The following is a 15,439-nucleotide window of genomic DNA, read 5'->3' on the forward strand; positions in this document are numbered from 1 at the left end:
TACCGCCGGCACGGCCACGACCGCGCTCTTCCTCCAGGACGTGCGGCCTTCCGGTACGGCCCGCTGATTCCTGCCCACTGCTTCCTCCCTGGGGAGCGCTCGGTCATGGCGTTCGGTCACAGCGCTGACGTGCGGTTACTTGCGGTAACGAAGGTAGCTGACGAGAGATTAGGACCGTTGTTGACTACGCGTCAACAGTGCTGCACGAACGTGGGGCGGGAGGCCACGGCCCCCCGCCCCACGCACCACTCACTCGATGGGTCCTACTTGATCGCCTTGATCAGCTCGCCGTTCGCGGTGTCCCCGCTGAGCTCCCAGAAGAACGTGCCGCCCATGCCCTGCTCGTTCTTGAAGGCCATCTTCGTGCCGATGGTCTCCGGAGTGTCGTAACTCCACCACTGGTCACCGCACTTGGCGTACGCGGTGCCGCCGACCTTGCCGGTCGCCGGGCAGCGGCCCTTGAGGTCCTTGTAGTCCTCGATGCCCGCCTCGTACTTGCCCGGTGCCGCGCCGGTCGCCGTGCCGCCCGGTGCGTCCTGCGTGACGCCGCTCCAGCCGCGCCCGTAGAACCCGATGCCCAGCAGCAGCTTGTTGGCCGGGATGCCGAGACCCTTGAGCTTCTTGGTCGTGTCGGCGGTGTTGAAGCCGGCCTTCGGTATGCCGTTGTACGAGGTCAGCGGCGAGTGCGGGGCCGTCGGACCCTTGGCGTCCCAGGCGCCGAAGTAGTCGTACGTCATGGGGTTGTACCAGTCGACGTACTGCGCGGCGCCCGCGTAGTCGGTGGCGTCGATCTTGCCGCCGGACGAGGCGTCCGCGGTGATCGCCGCGGTCACCAGATTGCTGCCGCCGAACTTCGCGCGCAGCGCCTTCATCACGTTCGTGAAGGCGGTCCGGCCGCTGGTGTCGCAGGTCAGGCCGCAGGCGTTGGGGTACTCCCAGTCGATGTCGATGCCGTCGAAGACGTCCGCCCAGCGCTTGTCCTCGACCAGGTCGTAACAGGACTGCGCGAACGCCGCCGGGTTCTTGGCCGCCTCGGCGAACCCGCCGGACCAGGTCCAGCCGCCGAAGGACCAGATCACCTTGAGGTTCGGGTGCAGCGCCTTGAGCTTGCGCAGTTGGTTGAAGTTGCCGCGCAGCGCCCCGTTGTCCCAGGTGTCGGCCTTGCCGTCGACGCTCTGGTCGGCGGTGTACGCCTTGTCGTAGTCGGCGTACGCGTCACCTATCGCGCACTTGCCGCCCGTGACGTTGCCGAAGGCGTAGTTGATGTGCGTCAGCTTGTTCGCCGAGCCGGAGGTCTCGATGTTCTTGACGTGGTAATTGCGCTGGTAGACACCCCAGTTGGTGAAGTACCCGACGACCTTGTCGCCGGCCGCCGTGGTCCCGGCGCCGACCGATGCGGGCTGTGCGGCGGCGGTCTTGGCGGAGGCGGGGGCGGGGGCGGCCGCGGCGGTCCCGGTGAGCGCGCCGGCGCCCATCGCGGCCGTGCACAGGGCCGCGGCCACGGCCGCGAATCCGTGGTGGAGGCGCTTCTTGTGCGGTCTGAGCATGGTTGCTCCTCGGAGTGGGGGTCCATCGAGGGGGAAGTGCTGTGACCTGCGTCCGCAGTGGCGCCGAACGCGTGGAGCGTCGGGGGAGAACGTAGAAGGACTAGACCAACTGGGTCAATGGTTTGGACCAATTTGCTGAACACCCGCCGACGGACCGACGACCATCGGGAGAAGCCGATCAAGGGGTGAAGGGCGCCGCCGTATTGGGCATACTTCCTGCGCCACCGCCGCAGGTCATCGCCTTCCGCGACCCGGAGAGGGATCATCGCGGCAGTGGGGACCGGTCGCGCCGCGCCACCCGAGCGGTGCTCCGCCGCAGTGCCCTACAGGGAGGAAAGCGCCGCCATGACCGAGTACGGACCGAGGCCCGTGGACCGCAGGCTGCCCACCGACGAAGCCCGCCAGCTGATGACGCTCGTACGCGACCTGGCGGCCCGCGAGATCGCGCCCGCGGCCGCCGCGGAGGAGGAGGCGGGCCGGTTCCCCCGCGAGCTCTTCACCCTGCTCTCCGAGTCGGGCCTGCTCGGCCTGGTGTACGCCGAGGAGTTCGGCGGTGGCGGCCAGCCGTACGAGGTCTACCTCCAGGTCCTCGAAGAGCTGGCCGCCGCCCGGCTCACCGTCGGCCTCGGCGTCAGCGTCCACACCCTGGCCTGCCACGCGCTCGCCTCGTACGGCACGAAGGAGCAGCGCGCCGAGCACCTGCCCGCGATGCTCGGCGGCGGCCTGCTCGGCGCGTACTGCCTCTCCGAGCCCGCATCCGGGTCGGACGCCGCGTCCCTGACCACCCGCGCCACGCGGGACGGCGAGACGTGGGTGCTGAACGGTACGAAGGCGTGGACCACGCACGGCGGCATCGCCGACTTCTGCACCGTCCTCTCCCGCACCGGGGGAGCGGGCTCGCACGGCATCACGGCCTTCCTGGTCCCCGGCGACGCCGAGGGGCTGAGCGCCGCGCCGCCCGAGCGCAAGATGGGCATGAAGGGCTCGCCCACGGCGCAACTGCACTTCGACGGCGTACGGATCGGGGACGCGCGCCGGATCGGCGAGGAGGGCCAGGGCTTCGCCATCGCGCTCGACGCGCTGGACTCCGGGCGGCTGGGCATCGCCGCGTGCGCCGTGGGCGTGGCGCAGGCGGCCCTCGACGAGGCGCTGGCGTACGTCGTGGCGCGCCGTCAGTTCGGGCGCCCGCTCGCCGACTTCCAGGGGCTGCGCTTCATGCTCGCCGACATGGCCACGCAGGTGAGCGCCGGGCGGTCGCTCTACCTCACCGCGGCCCGGCTGCGGGACGAGGGCCGCCCCTTCACCAAGGAGGCGGCCATGGCCAAGCTCTTCTGCTCGGATGCCGCGATGCGCGTCACGACCGACGCGGTCCAGCTGCTCGGAGGGTACGGCTACACCGCGGACTTCCCGGCCGAGCGCTACATGCGCGAGGCCAAGGTCCTGCAGATCGTGGAGGGCACCAACCAGATCCAGCGGATGGTCATCGCCCGGCACCTCGCGGGCCCGGAGTCCCGCTGATCACAGGCCCGGTCACAGGCCAGGAGTCCCGCTGACGGCACGTCAAAAACGGGACTGCACAAGGCGGATGCGTCACGTCGCGGCAAAAGGGTGCGAGTGAGTCGGGCGGCTCACTCGCACGGTGACGTCGCGGACGGTGATGTCGCGGAGAGCGCTCCGCGGGCGCGTCAGCGGTGCCGGCGCATCAGGGGGACGCGCACCGGGCGGGAGCCGGGGCCGCCCACGTGGGAGAACGGCTGAGTGCGCCAGTTCAGGCCCTCCGGGAGCGTCAGGAGCATGCCGCTGTCCTGCTCCTGGGGAGCCAGCTCGTCATCGGCGGAGGCCGTCTCGGCCACACCCCGGCCGGAACCCTGGCAGACCGTCAGGCCGAAGGGGTTCCAGGGCGAGGAGCAGACCGCGTGCTCGGGCAGCGTGTCCTCGTCGGCGAGCAGCGCGATCGGCTGCCCGCAGTCCGGGCAGCTGACGCGGTAGAGCTCGACGGTGTCGAAGGCGTCGAATTCGTCGAAGGCGTCGTCGCGGAAACTGTCGCCCTCCTGGGCGGCGGTGTTCTCCAGCGTGGATTCCTGCTTCGGGCGTCGCATGATGTCCATCCCCCTCGGGTGGGCTGCGAGTACCGCCATCGTCCTGTGTTGGGCGGCCTCGACCATCACGAGCATTTCCCTGCCTCTCGACTGCATAATCTTGGCTTCCGGCCGGACACGGAGTGAGGGGTGTGGTGTTCGTCACACAGGGGGCGCACGGTGTCCACGATCCGGCGCGAGCTGCGCCGCAGCGCCCCGGCACAGTAGGTTGATCGTGTGGAGGAGCTGGACCGACAAATCGTGGATCTGCTCGTCAAGGACGGGCGGATGAGCTACACCGACCTGGGCAAGGCCACTGGCCTGTCCACCTCGGCGGTGCATCAGCGCGTGCGCAGACTGGAGCAGCGCGGCGTGATCCGCGGCTATGCCGCCATCGTCGACCCCGAGGCGGTGGGGCTGCCGCTGACCGCCTTCATCTCGGTCAAACCCTTCGACCCCAGCGCCCCGGACGACATCGCCGAGCGGCTGGCCGAGGTCCCCGAACTGGAGGCATGCCACAGCGTCGCGGGCGACGAGAACTACATCCTCAAGGTCCGGGTGGCCGCGCCGCTGGACCTGGAACACCTGCTCACCCGCATCCGCACCCTGGCCGGCGTCTCGACGCGCACGACCGTGGTGCTGTCCACGCCGTACGAGGCCCGGCCGCCCCGCATCTGACGCGCGGCGGCGCGCCCGTACGGATGCGGGCGCGCCCCCGGGCGGCGCCTGTCCGGATGCCGGTCACGCCACACCCACCCCGCGCGTCCGCCGGGCACGCGCAGGGGCGAAACTGTCCGGTATGAGCGAACGCACCCCCGCACCGGCCCCCGACCGCACCGTCCTGCTGCGCCGCGGCGAGGTCCACAGCCCGGCCGACCCCTTCGCCACCGCCATGGTCGTCGAGGGCGGCTCGGTCGCCTGGGTCGGCTCGGAGGGCGCCGCCGACTCCTTCGCCGACGGGGTCGACGAGGTCATCGACCTCGACGGCGCGCTCGTGACCCCCGCGTTCACTGACGCACATGTGCACACCACCGCCACCGGGCTCGCGCTCACCGGCCTCGACCTCAGCGACACCCACTCCCTCTCCGGCGCCCTGGACCGCATCCGCTCCTTCGCCGCCGCCCGCGCCGCCGACCGCGTGCTGCTCGGCCACGGCTGGGACGCCACCGCCTGGCCCGAGGGCCGCCCGCCCTCCCGCGCCGAACTGGACGAGGCCACCGGCGGCCGCCCGCTCTACCTCAGCCGCATCGACGTGCACTCCGCCGTCGTCACCACCGCCCTCCAGGACCTCGTCCCCGGCCTGCGCGAACGCGCCGGATTCGACCCCGCTGGACCGCTCACCGGCGACGCCCACCACGCCGTCCGGCAGGCCGCGTACGACACCGTCACCCCGGCCCAGCGCGCCGCCGCACAGGCCGCCGCGCTCGCGCACGCCGCGTCCCTCGGCATCGGCACCGTCCACGAATGCGCGGGGCCCGAGATCTCCGGCGAGGACGACCTGACCGCGCTGCTCGCCCGCGCCGCCGCCGGCGACGGCCCGCGCGTCGTCGGCTACTGGGGCGAGCTCGTCACCACCGCAAAGGAAGCGGAGCGGATCAGGGAGCTCGGCGCCGTCGGCGCCGCGGGCGACCTGTTCGCCGACGGCTCGCTCGGCTCGCACACCGCCCACCTCTGCACCCCGTACGCCGACGCCGCGCACACCGGCAACGCGCTGCTCGACGCCGACACCGTCGCCGCGCACGTCGCCGCCTGCACCGAAGCCGGCCTCCAGGCGGGCTTCCACGCCATCGGCGACGCCGGGCTCACCGCCGTGGTCGACGGCGTACGGGCAGCCGCCGACCGGGTCGGCCTGGACCGGGTACGCGCCGCCCGGCACCGCATCGAACACTGCGAGATGCTCACCCCGGACACCCTCGCCGGCTTCGCCGAACTCGCCCTGACCGCCTCCGTCCAGCCCGCCTTCGACGCGCTCTGGGGCGGCGAGGAGGGCATGTACGCCACCCGCCTCGGCGCCGAACGGGCCCGCACCCTCAACCCGTACGCAGCGCTCCTCAAGGCCGGCGTCCCGCTCGCGCTCGGCTCCGACAGCCCCGTCACCCCGCTCGACCCCTGGGGCACGGTCCGCGCCGCCGTCTTCCACCGCACCCGCGAGCACGGCATCTCCGCGCGCGCCGCGTTCACCGCCCACACCCGCGGCGGCTGGCGGGCCGTCGGCCGCGACGAAGCCGGCATTCTCGTGCCGGGCGCGCCCGCCGACTACGCGGTCTGGCACACCGGCGAGCTGCTCGTCCAGGCCCCCGACGAGCGCGTCCAGCGCTGGTCCACCGACCCCCGCTCCGGCACACCCGGCCTGCCCGACCTCACCCCCGGCCGGGAGCTGCCGCGCTGCCTGCGGACCGTCGTCGGCGGCCGGACGGTCTTCCAGCGGCCGAACGAGTGAACCTCCCATGACGGGTGCCGCCGGGCGACGTGCCCGGCGCGTACTCGCCCTACCTGCGGCAGTTCGGCACTGACCTGGTTGAACGCAAAAACGACGCAGGTAGAACGGATGTTGACAGGAGCCCGTCGGCGGCCGGTAGGTTCGGCCGAGTCCACCACAAGGACGTCCGACCGGCAGGCCACCGCGCAGTCGTCGAACGCAGCTGGGCCATGGGGTGGTGCGCCGCACGGCACACCACAACTGGGAGCCAGGTCCACCCCTGCGGCACGGAAGCGACGGTTCAGGTTTCGGCAGGTCGGCGGGTGCGACCCGGGTGGGGCCCGGACGCTCAGTAGACAACGGCTCTCGGTCGACCCGCAGCCAGCGGGCCCCAGGTCGGCCCGAAGGGCGCCGGGCCCCGATCCGCACCCCGCGGATCACCGCCCCACCCGCACCCCGCCTCGCAACGAGGCGCTCTCTTCGTACGCGGCACCGCCTCGCCCTCACCGAGCGCGACCGCGCGTATCCGTACCGGTCACCGGCGTCCCGCGCGCACGCGCCCCGTTGTACCGTCGGCTCACCACCGCACGACCTGCAGGAAGGCCGCGACCGTGCCATCGGGCTCCGAAACCACCGCCGAAACCGTGCCAGGCCCTGCCCAGGGCCCTGGCGGGGACGGCCCCGCCGCCGACGGCGGCCCCGTGGCCACCGAGGCGCCCGCCGCCGCGGGCCGCCGCCCCGGACGCCTGCGCCGCCTCGCCGCCCTCGTGCGCCGCGAGACGCCCCGCACGGTGCTCGCGGTCCTCGCCGGACTCGCACTCGGACTGGCCTTCCCGCCGTACGACTTCTGGCCGCTGTCGATCCTGGCCGTGGCGGGACTCGGCCTGCTCACCCGCGGCCGTACGGCACGTCAGGCGGCCTGGACCGGCCTCGTGTTCGGCTGGCCGTTCTTCTTCCTGCTGCTGAAGTGGCTGCACGTGGTCGGCTGGGACGCCGTGGTCGGCCTCTCCTTCGCCGAGGCCGTCTTCGTGGCGCTGCTCGGCGCCGGACTGGCGGTCACCTCGCGCCTGAAGGCGTGGCCCCTGTGGGCGGCCTGCCTGTGGGTGGCCCAGGAGTGGGCCCGCGACCGGCTGCCCTTCGGGGGCTTCCCCTGGGGCCGCCTCGCCTTCGCCAACACCGACTCGCCCTACACCCCGCTCGCCGCGCTCGGCGGCGCGCCCCTGGTGACCTTCGCCGTCGCGCTCAGCGGCACGCTGCTCGCCGCGGTCGCCGTGACCGTGTGGGGTCTGCGCAGGAAGGCCGATGGCGGCGGTACGCGGCTGCGCCGGGCGATCCCGGCACTGGAAGCCTTCGGGCTGGCCGCGGCCGTCACCGTCGCCGGGTACGCCGTGCCGGTACCGACCAAGGCCACCGACCACCTGGACATCGCCGTCGTGCAGGGCAACGTCCAGCAGCCCGGCATGGACTTCCTCGGCCGCCCGATGCAGATCCTGGACAACCACGCCACGGCCACCGAGAAGCTGGCCGCCGACATCAAGGCCGGCCGGGCGAAGAAGCCCGACCTGGTCATCTGGCCGGAGAACTCCTCCGACCTGGACCCGTTCCAGTACCCGCAGGCGTACGACCGTATCCAGGAGGCGGTACGGGCCATCGGCGTCCCCGTGCTCGTCGGCGCCCTCGTGGACCACCCGACCAAGCCCGGCTACGTCTTCAACGAGGGCATCCTCTGGGACCCGAAGACCGGCCCCGGCGCCTCGTACACCAAGCAGCACCCGGTGCCGTTCGGCGAGTACGTGCCCTTCCGCAAGGAGCTGAGCCAGGTCATCACGCGGCTCCAGCGGGTGCCGCGCGACTTCTACCCCGGCGACCACACCGGCGTGATGAACATGGCCGGGGCAAAGCTCGGCGACGTCATCTGCTTCGAGGTGGCGTACGACGAGATCGTGCACGACACCGTGAACGCCGGGGCCCGCGCCCTCATCGTGCAGACCAACAACGCCACCTACGGGCGCACCGGCCAGCCCGAGCAGCAGCTCGCGATGTCCCGGCTGCGCGCCGTCGAGCACGGCCGCGCCGTCGTCACCGCCGCCACCAGCGGCATCAGCGCCGTCGTCGCCCCGGACGGCGAAGTCACCCACCGCATCCCCGAATTCACCCGGGGCGTGGTCAGCGCGAGCCTTCCGCTGCGGGAGGAAAAGACCGTCGCCGACCGCGTCGGCGCGTCTCCTGAATGGGTGATCGCTATGGTGGGCCTTCTGTCCTGCGCTGCCGCCTTCGTGCTCGGCCGGCGCGGGCGTACGAAGGACGAGAAGGGGCAGCAGTGACAGACGGCGGACAGGGCGACGGGCGGCGGCAGTACGGACCGCTGGGCGACATCTTGGTGATCATTCCGACGTACAACGAGGCGGAGAACATCAAGCCGGTCGTCGAGCGGGTACGCGCCGGGGTGCCCGACGCGCACGTACTGGTCGCCGACGACAACAGCCCGGACGGCACGGGCAAGCTCGCCGACGAACTGGCCGCGGGCGACGACCACGTGCACGTCCTGCACCGCAAGGGCAAGGAGGGCCTGGGCGCCGCCTACCTCGCGGGCTTCCGCTGGGGCATCGAGCACGGCTACGACGTCCTGGTGGAGATGGACGCCGACGGCTCCCACCAGCCCGAGGAACTGCCCCGGCTGCTGACCGCGCTGAAGGGCGCCGACCTCGTGCTCGGCTCGCGCTGGATGCCCGGCGGCCGGGTGGTGAACTGGCCCAAGTACCGCGAGTTCCTCTCCCGCGGCGGCAGCACGTACTCCCGGCTGCTGCTGGACGTGCCGATCCGGGACGTCACCGGCGGCTTCCGGGCCTTCCGCAAGGAGACGCTGCAGGGGCTGGGTCTGGAGGAGGTCGCCTCGCAGGGGTACTGCTTCCAGGTCGACCTGGCCCGGCGGGCTGTCGAGGCCGGCTACCACGTCGTCGAGGTGCCCATCACCTTCGTCGAACGGGAGCGGGGCGACAGCAAGATGAACCGCGACATCGTCGTGGAGGCCCTGTGGCGCGTGACGGCCTGGGGCGTCGGCTCCCGGCTGGACAAGCTGCGGGGGAAGAAGAGCGGGTGAAGAGAGCCTGTGGATAACTGGGGGGACGGTCGGAGGGTGGGGCTAGCTTGGGGGTGTGCGGTGGTGGCGGGGGAGGGGGCCCCACCCACTGGTCGGGGAGAGGGAGGGGCCCTGCCCACGGCGAGGGGGACATCGCGAACGCCGCGGCGCCAGGCACACTTGAAGCATGACGTCCGCTGACACCCCACCGCGTTCCCGTCCGCCCCAGCGCTCCCGCGCCCGCCGCCTGGTGCCGCTCGGCATCGCCGTGTGGATCGTCCTGGAGATCTGGCTGCTCACCCTGGTCGGGCAGGCAGCGGGCGGACTGACGGTCTTTCTCCTGCTGGTGGCCGGTGTGGTGATCGGCGGTTACGTCATCAAGCGGGCGGGCCGGCGCGCCTGGCAGAACCTGGCGGGCGCCTTCCAGCAGCCCGGCGCCGACCCCGCGAAGCCGGCCCCGGAGGCCGGCGGCGGCAACATGCTCCCGATGCTCGGCGGCCTGCTCCTGATGTGCCCCGGGCTGGTCTCGGACGCGGCGGGGCTGCTGTGCCTCTTCCCGCCGACCCGGAAACTCCTCCAGCGGCGCGTGGAGCGCCTGCTGGCCCGCCAGGTGCGTCACACCCCCGGCTCCTTCGGCGACGCCTTCCAGCAGGCGCGTATGCGCGCTCCGGACGGCAAGGTCGTCCAGGGCGAGGTCATCCGCGACGACGAGCCGCCGGCTCCGCCCCGGCAGGACCCGCCGCTGCCCCGCTGAGAAACACCGCGCCGAGAAACGCCACGAGGGCCGGTACCCCTGCCGCAGCAGGGATACCGGCCCTCGACGTGAGGTCCGTCGTCAGGCGGACTTCTTGTTGCTGTCGCGCGGGTGCACAGCGATGTTCATGGTGCCGGAGCGCAGGACGGCCAGCCTCTCGGCCAGCACCTCCTCGAGCTCCTCGCGGGTGCGCCGCTCCATGAGCATGTCCCAGTGCGTACGCGCGGGCTTGCCCTTCTTCTCCTCAGGGCCATCGCCATCCACCAGAAGTGCGGGAGCGCCGCAAACCTTGCACTCCCACTCCGACGGAATCTCGGCCTCTACCGAGAAGGGCATCTCAAAGCGATGTCCCTTCTCGCATGCGTACTCCACCGCCTGGCGCGGGGCCAGGTCGATGCCGCGGTCGGCCTCGTAGCTGGTCACCACAAGTCGCGTGCCGCGAAGAGCTCGCTCACTCATGAATCGTGCCTCCCGGGCTTTGTCGCCCACAGGACAGGTGTCGCTGTCGTCGTCATCCGGTCAACGTCCGGTCGGCGGTGAAGATTCCCGTAATGGGGACCCAGGTCGCCCGTCGTGCCGCCCCTTCTTGTACCCACCAACGCCCGGTTTGTCACATCTGGCAGCAGATGTCACCCGGCGCTGTCCGAAGTTCAGCGCGCAGTAACGGTCCGCCTGGTGAGCCAAAGGCGTACACTACCGGCCCGCGCCCCACTTGCCTAAATCAGGTCGGGGGTGCGGTTTCCGGCCGCCGTCGCGGCACGCCGCACGGGCACACGGGCAAGCAGGACAAAACCGATCAAGAAGAACGCCGCCAGCGAGGCGATCGCGTCACGGTAGCTGCCCGTCATCTGGTAGGCGATACCGAAAACCAGCGGCCCCAGCCAGCTCACCCCCCGGTCGCTGATCTCGTACGCGGCGAAGTATTCGGCCTCTTTTCCGTGCGGGATCAGGTGCGAGTACAGCGACCGCGAGAGCGCCTGACTGCCGCCCAGCACCAGCCCGATCGCCACGGCCAGACAGAAGAACCACACGGGCGCGTGCGCGGGCAGGAAGTACCCCGCGACGATCACCGCCGTCCACGCCACCAGCGACGCCAGAATCGTCCGTTTGGCGCCGTGCCGCCGGGCCAGCCGGCCCATCAGCACCGCGCCCGCCGCCGCCAGCGCCTGCACCAGCAGCACCGCGACGATCAGCGTCGTCTGGTCCAGGCCCAGCTCCTCCGAGCCGAACACCGACGCCTGGGTGATCACCGTTTGTACCCCGTCGTTGTAGACCAGGTACGCCAGCAGGAAGGCCAGCGTCAGCGGGTACCGGCGCAGGTCGCGCAGCGTCTCCCGGAGCTGCCGCAGGCCGCCTCCGGGGGCCGGGGACGCGGCCGTACGGACCGGGCGGCGGTCCCGGAGCCGGCGCAGCGGGACGAGCGTGAACACCGCCCACCACAGGCCCGCCGACGCCAGACAGATCCGGATGGCGTTCTCCTGCGAGATCCCGAAGGAGGCGTGGCCCGCGTACAGGACCAGGTTGGCCACCAGGACCAGCGCGCCCGCCGCGTAACCGAATGCCCAGCCCCGTGAGGACACCGCGTCCCGCTCCTCGGGGGTCGAGATCTGCGGCAGGTAGGAGTTGTAGAGCATCATCGACACGACGAACGACACGTTCGCGACGATCAGCAGCGCACCACCGAGCAGATAGCGGTCGCCGCCCAGGAAGAGCATCCCCGTCGTCGCCGCTGCGCCTCCGTACGCGCACCCGCCCAGCAGCGGCTTCTTGCGCCCTGTGCGGTCGGCGACGGCCGCCGCCAGCGGCATCGCCAGCACCGACAGCAGCAGCGAGGCCGACACCGAGTACGCGTAGAACGACCCGGCCCGCACCGGGATGCCCAGCGGGTGGACGAATCCGTGCGCGTCGGCCGCCGCCTTCGCCACGGCCGTCAGATACGGCCCGAGGAAGACCGTCAGGACGGTCGTCGAGTAGACGCTGTTGGCCCAGTCGTACCAGTACCAGCCGCGCTGCTCGCGCCGCCGGTCGGCCGCGTCCCTCGGCTCGGCCGCTTCCACGGCGATGTCGACACCCACAGGTTCCCCCTCGCGCTCCCCGTCACGGCGGCGGGAGCGGTCGCGGTACGGCGCCCGTGGTCAGGTCAGGTCCAGGCGCCCCGCGCGGTCAGCACATCCCGCAGCGTGTCTATGTGATCGGTCATGATGCCATCTACACCTAGATCCAGGAGATCGGCCATCCGCGCGGCGTCGTTCACGGTCCAGACATGCACCTGGAGGCCCAGTTGCCGGGCCGCCCGCAGGAAGAGCCGGTCCACCACCCGTAGGCCCGCGTGCCGCTCCGGTACCTGTACGCACACCGCGCTGCGCCGTACCGCTGCGCCCAGCAACCGGTCCAGCGGCAGGCTCCGCCCGTAGGAGCGCAGCCGCAGCCCCGCCACCCCGCGGGTGCCCAGTGAGGTGGCCAGCCGGCCGCCCGCGAGCTGCTGCGCCCGCCCGGCCCGCGCCTCGGAGAACGAACCGACGCACACCCGGTCCCACGCGCCCGTACGGCGCAGCAGCGCCAGCAACGGGCGCAGCGCCGCCTCGGCCTTCACGTCCACGTTCCAGCGGGCCTCCGGGAACTCCTCCAGAAGTTCCTCGAAGAGCGGCAGCGGCTCCCGGCCCGCCACCCTGGCCTGCCGCACGGCCCGCCAGGGCAGCGCCCCGATGCGGCCGCTGCCGTCGGTGACCCGGTCCAGGGTGGCGTCGTGGAACGCCACCAGGCGGCCGTCCGACGTGGCGTGCACATCGGTCTCCAGATAGCGGTAGCCGCGCTCGACGGCGCGGCGGAAGGCGAGCGCGGTGTTCTCCAGGCCGTCCGCAGCCCCGCCCCGGTGGGCGAAGGCGAGCGGCGCCGGGTGGTCGAGGTACGGGTGGCGGGGGCGCGGGCGCAGGACGGTCACGCGGGCAGTATGGCGGGCGCTCCGTATGGCGGGGGAGCGGGGTCCGGCCCCCAGAGGTGCGGCGCTGGCCCTAGAGGTGCGGCGGCCCCGGGCCCCGAGGGCCGGCGCTGCTCAGGAGTCGCAGCCCGCGACCGCCTCCGGTGCCGCCGCCGACTGCTCCTGTGGTGCGGACGCCCCGGCGACCGGCGCGGACGTCCCGGCGACCGGTGCGGACTTCCCGGTGACCACCCGGGACGCCTCGTCCAGTCCCTTGATCGCGAAGAGCCGCAGGAAGAACTGCGCCATCGGCCCGATGGCCAGCGCGTACACGACCGTGCCCACGCCGACCGAGCCGCCGAGCGCGAAGCCCGCGGCCAGTACGGTGATCTCGATGCAGGTACGGACGAGACGGATGGGACGGCCGGTGCGCAGATGCAGCCCGGTCATCAGCCCGTCCCGCGGCCCCGGGCCGAAGCGCGCGGAGATGTACAGGCCGGTCGCCGCGCCATTGAGGGCGACCGCACCGGCCAGCATCGGGACGCGCACCCAGAACGACGGGGACGCGGGCACCAGGGCCATCGTCGCGTCCATCACCAGGCCCAGCACGATGACGTTCGAGACCGTGCCCAGGCCCACGCGCTGCCGCAGCGGGATCCACAGCAGCAGGATCAGCGCGCCGGAGACGATCGTGACCGTGCCGATCGTCAGGCCGGTGTGTTCCGCGATGCCCTGGTTCAGCACGCTCCACGGCTCCAGGCCGAGGTCCGCGCGTACCATCAGCCCCATGCTCACGCCGTACAGCACGAGACCCACGTAGAGCTGGATCAGTCGGCGCGGCAGATGGCGCTCTTTCGCGGACCCCTCAGCGGGTTCCTCCGTGGACCCCTTTGCTGACCCCTTTGCAGACAATGCTTTCCCCTCCTGGCAGAATTGGACTGTACGAGGTCAGCCTGTGGCGGGCTGGCGGCCGGGTTCCATGGCCAATCGCGGAAAGGTGGACTGGTCGAGATGGCGCAGTGGACTTCAGCGGTGGGTGCGGCCCAACTCGCCCGCCTGGTGCGGTCGCAGGACGACCGCGCTGCCTCGGCGGCGGTCGGCGGCCGTCGCATCCCCGCGTACCGGACCCTCGCCGACGGCGTCCGCCTTCTAGTGCTCGAAGGGCGGGTCCCGGTGGCCGCCCGGCTGCCCGCCGAGCGCGAGCTGGCCGCCGCGCTGTCGGTCAGCAGGACCACCGTCGCCGCCGCCTACGAAGCGCTGCGCGCCGAGGGCTTCCTGGAGTCCCGGCGCGGCTCGGGCAGCTGGACGGCCGTGCCGGCCGGCAACCCGCTGCCCACCCGGGGCCTGGAGCCGCTGCCCCCGGAGGCCGCCGGCTCGATGATCGACCTGGGCTGCGCGGCGCTGCCCGCGCCCGAGCCCTGGCTCACCCGCTCCGTGCAGGGCGTCATGGCGGACCTGCCCCTGTACGCCCACACGCACGGCGACTACCCGGCCGGGCTGCCCGCGCTGCGCCAGGCCCTCGCCGACCGCTACACGGCCCGCGGCATCCCCACCATGCCCGAGCAGATCATGGTGACCACGGGCGCGATGGGCGCGGTGGCCGCGATCTGCCGCCTGATCACCCGGCCCGGGGAGCGGGTGGCCGTCGACTCGCCCTCGTACGCGAACATCCTGCAGCTGATGCGGGACGCCGGGGCCCGGCTCGTCCCGGTGGCGCTGGCCGAGCGGCTCGGCGGCTGGGACATCCCGGCCTGGCGCCAGGTGATGCGGGACGCCGCGCCCCGTATGGCGTACGTCGTCGCCGACTTCCACAATCCCACCGGCTCGCTCGCCACGGAGGAGCAGCGGCGCGGACTGGTCGCGGCGGCCCGCTCGGCCGGTACGGTCCTGGTCGTCGACGAGACGATGGCCGAGCTGTGTCTCGACCCGGGTGTCGAAGTGCCGCCCTCGGTCTGCTCGTTCGACCCGTCGGGCAGCTCGGTGATCACCGTGGGTTCGGCGAGCAAGGCGTTCTGGGCCGGTATGCGCATCGGTTGGGTGCGTGCGGCCCCGGACATCATCCGCAGCCTGGTCGCCGCCCGCGCCTACGCCGACCTCGGCTCCCCGGTCCTCGAACAGCTCGCCATCACCACGCTGCTGGACGGCGGCGGTTGGGAAGAGGCGGTCGCCATCCGGCGGGAACAGGCGCGCGAGAACAGGGACGCGATCGTCGACGCGGTCCGACGCCACCTGCCCGACTGGGAGTTCAGCGTCCCCAGCGGCGGCCTCACCCTCTGGGCGCGCACGGGTGGCCTGTCCGGCTCGCGCATCGCGGAGGCGGGGGAGCGGCTGGGCGTACGGGTGCCGTCGGGGCCGCGCTTCGGCGTGGACGGCGCCTTCGAGGGCTTCGTGCGGCTCCCGTTCACGGTCAGCGGCGCGGTCGCCGACCAGGCCGCCTCCCGGCTGGCAGGCGCCGCCCACCTCATCGCCACGGGCCGGTCCCAGGACAGCGACACACTGCACTCGTTCGTGGCCTGACAGCTGCACTTGTTCGTGGCCTGTCAGGCCTGACACGGACTGCCAGGCCTGACACCGGTCCCGGAAGAAGGATCCGGGCGGCCGCCGGCAGAGCGCGTCACCGGTGGCCGCCCGGAGAACAGAGGCCC

The 15,439-nt window shown here is 72.3% G+C and carries 13 protein-coding genes; 7 read left to right on the forward strand and 6 right to left on the reverse strand.

Annotated elements, in window-relative coordinates; all coding sequences use genetic code 11:
- Window positions 1-263: 263 nt before the first annotated feature.
- Window positions 264-1,547 carry a glycoside hydrolase family 18 protein gene (locus ABT381_RS01865; protein ID WP_351586524.1) on the reverse strand — a complete coding sequence of 428 codons (1,284 nt, stop codon included), beginning with the start codon at window positions 1,545-1,547 and terminating at the stop codon, window positions 264-266.
- A 345-nt stretch (window positions 1,548-1,892) separates the two neighbouring features.
- On the opposite strand from ABT381_RS01865, the gene ABT381_RS01870 reads away from it, so the two are divergent.
- Entirely contained in the window at window positions 1,893-3,065 is a 1,173-nt protein-coding gene (locus tag ABT381_RS01870; protein ID WP_351586526.1) for an acyl-CoA dehydrogenase family protein, read from the forward strand.
- Window positions 3,066-3,232: 167 nt separating this feature from the next.
- On the opposite strand, the gene ABT381_RS01875 is transcribed toward ABT381_RS01870, so the two are convergent.
- Window positions 3,233-3,655: a hypothetical protein gene (locus tag ABT381_RS01875; RefSeq protein WP_351586528.1), complete on the reverse strand. Its 423-nt coding sequence runs from the start codon at window positions 3,653-3,655 to the stop codon at window positions 3,233-3,235.
- Window positions 3,656-3,862: 207 nt separating this feature from the next.
- Here ABT381_RS01875 and ABT381_RS01880 point away from each other — a divergent pair, with 207 nt between their 5' ends.
- The 5 genes from ABT381_RS01880 (at window position 3,863) to fxsA (ending at window position 9,877) form a co-directional block, all read left to right on the forward strand.
- Complete coding sequence (locus tag ABT381_RS01880) at window positions 3,863-4,303, forward strand: Lrp/AsnC family transcriptional regulator (protein ID WP_030608595.1); 441 nt, start codon at window positions 3,863-3,865, stop codon at window positions 4,301-4,303.
- A 121-nt stretch (window positions 4,304-4,424) separates the two neighbouring features.
- Complete coding sequence (locus ABT381_RS01885) at window positions 4,425-6,065, forward strand: amidohydrolase (protein WP_351586530.1); 1,641 nt, start codon at window positions 4,425-4,427, stop codon at window positions 6,063-6,065.
- 590 nt (window positions 6,066-6,655) lie between these two features.
- Entirely contained in the window at window positions 6,656-8,368 is a 1,713-nt protein-coding gene (gene lnt / locus ABT381_RS01890; protein WP_467753670.1) for an apolipoprotein N-acyltransferase, read from the forward strand.
- Window positions 8,365-9,144 carry a polyprenol monophosphomannose synthase gene (locus tag ABT381_RS01895; protein WP_351586532.1) on the forward strand — a complete coding sequence of 260 codons (780 nt, stop codon included), beginning with the start codon at window positions 8,365-8,367 and terminating at the stop codon, window positions 9,142-9,144. The genes lnt and ABT381_RS01895 overlap by 4 nt, the downstream gene beginning before the upstream one ends.
- Window positions 9,145-9,310: 166 nt before the next feature.
- On the forward strand, window positions 9,311-9,877 hold the full coding sequence (fxsA, locus tag ABT381_RS01900; RefSeq protein ID WP_351586534.1) for an FxsA family membrane protein: 567 nt from the start codon (window positions 9,311-9,313) through the stop codon (window positions 9,875-9,877).
- Window positions 9,878-9,958: 81 nt separating this feature from the next.
- On the opposite strand, the gene ABT381_RS01905 is transcribed toward fxsA, so the two are convergent.
- From ABT381_RS01905 to yczE, 4 genes are all read right to left on the reverse strand, one after another.
- On the reverse strand, window positions 9,959-10,336 hold the full coding sequence (locus ABT381_RS01905; RefSeq protein ID WP_351586536.1) for an RNA polymerase-binding protein RbpA: 378 nt from the start codon (window positions 10,334-10,336) through the stop codon (window positions 9,959-9,961).
- A 257-nt stretch (window positions 10,337-10,593) separates the two neighbouring features.
- Window positions 10,594-11,952, reverse strand: coding sequence for an MFS transporter (locus ABT381_RS01910; protein WP_351586538.1), 1,359 nt, complete (start codon window positions 11,950-11,952; stop codon window positions 10,594-10,596).
- A 65-nt stretch (window positions 11,953-12,017) separates the two neighbouring features.
- Window positions 12,018-12,818, reverse strand: a complete 801-nt coding sequence (locus ABT381_RS01915; RefSeq protein WP_351586540.1) for a glycerophosphodiester phosphodiesterase family protein — start codon at window positions 12,816-12,818, stop codon at window positions 12,018-12,020.
- A 111-nt stretch (window positions 12,819-12,929) separates the two neighbouring features.
- Window positions 12,930-13,583, reverse strand: coding sequence for a membrane protein YczE (gene yczE, locus ABT381_RS01920; protein WP_351586542.1), 654 nt, complete (start codon window positions 13,581-13,583; stop codon window positions 12,930-12,932).
- A gap of 222 nt (window positions 13,584-13,805) precedes the next feature.
- On the opposite strand from yczE, the gene ABT381_RS01925 reads away from it, so the two are divergent.
- Entirely contained in the window at window positions 13,806-15,311 is a 1,506-nt protein-coding gene (locus ABT381_RS01925) for an SCO1417 family PLP biosynthesis transcription factor (protein WP_351586544.1), read from the forward strand.
- Window positions 15,312-15,439 lie beyond the last annotated feature (128 nt).

This window comes from Streptomyces sp. NPDC000151 (assembly GCF_040301705.1).
GTDB lineage: Bacteria > Actinomycetota > Actinomycetes > Streptomycetales > Streptomycetaceae > Streptomyces.

Excerpts from the sequence above, each read along its gene's own strand:
- ABT381_RS01885 (WP_351586530.1), top strand. The coding sequence starts at position 4,425 with ATGAGCGAACGCACCCCCGCACCGGCCCCCGACCGCACCGTCCTGCTG.
- fxsA (WP_351586534.1), top strand. The coding sequence starts at position 9,311 with ATGACGTCCGCTGACACCCCACCGCGTTCCCGTCCGCCCCAGCGCTCC.
- ABT381_RS01875 (WP_351586528.1), bottom strand. The coding sequence starts at position 3,655 with ATGGACATCATGCGACGCCCGAAGCAGGAATCCACGCTGGAGAACACC.
- ABT381_RS01905 (WP_351586536.1), bottom strand. The coding sequence starts at position 10,336 with ATGAGTGAGCGAGCTCTTCGCGGCACGCGACTTGTGGTGACCAGCTAC.
- yczE (WP_351586542.1), bottom strand. The coding sequence starts at position 13,583 with ATGGGGCTGATGGTACGCGCGGACCTCGGCCTGGAGCCGTGGAGCGTG.
- ABT381_RS01870 (WP_351586526.1), top strand. The coding sequence starts at position 1,893 with ATGACCGAGTACGGACCGAGGCCCGTGGACCGCAGGCTGCCCACCGAC.
- ABT381_RS01865 (WP_351586524.1), bottom strand. The coding sequence starts at position 1,547 with ATGCTCAGACCGCACAAGAAGCGCCTCCACCACGGATTCGCGGCCGTG.
- ABT381_RS01925 (WP_351586544.1), top strand. The coding sequence starts at position 13,806 with ATGGCGCAGTGGACTTCAGCGGTGGGTGCGGCCCAACTCGCCCGCCTG.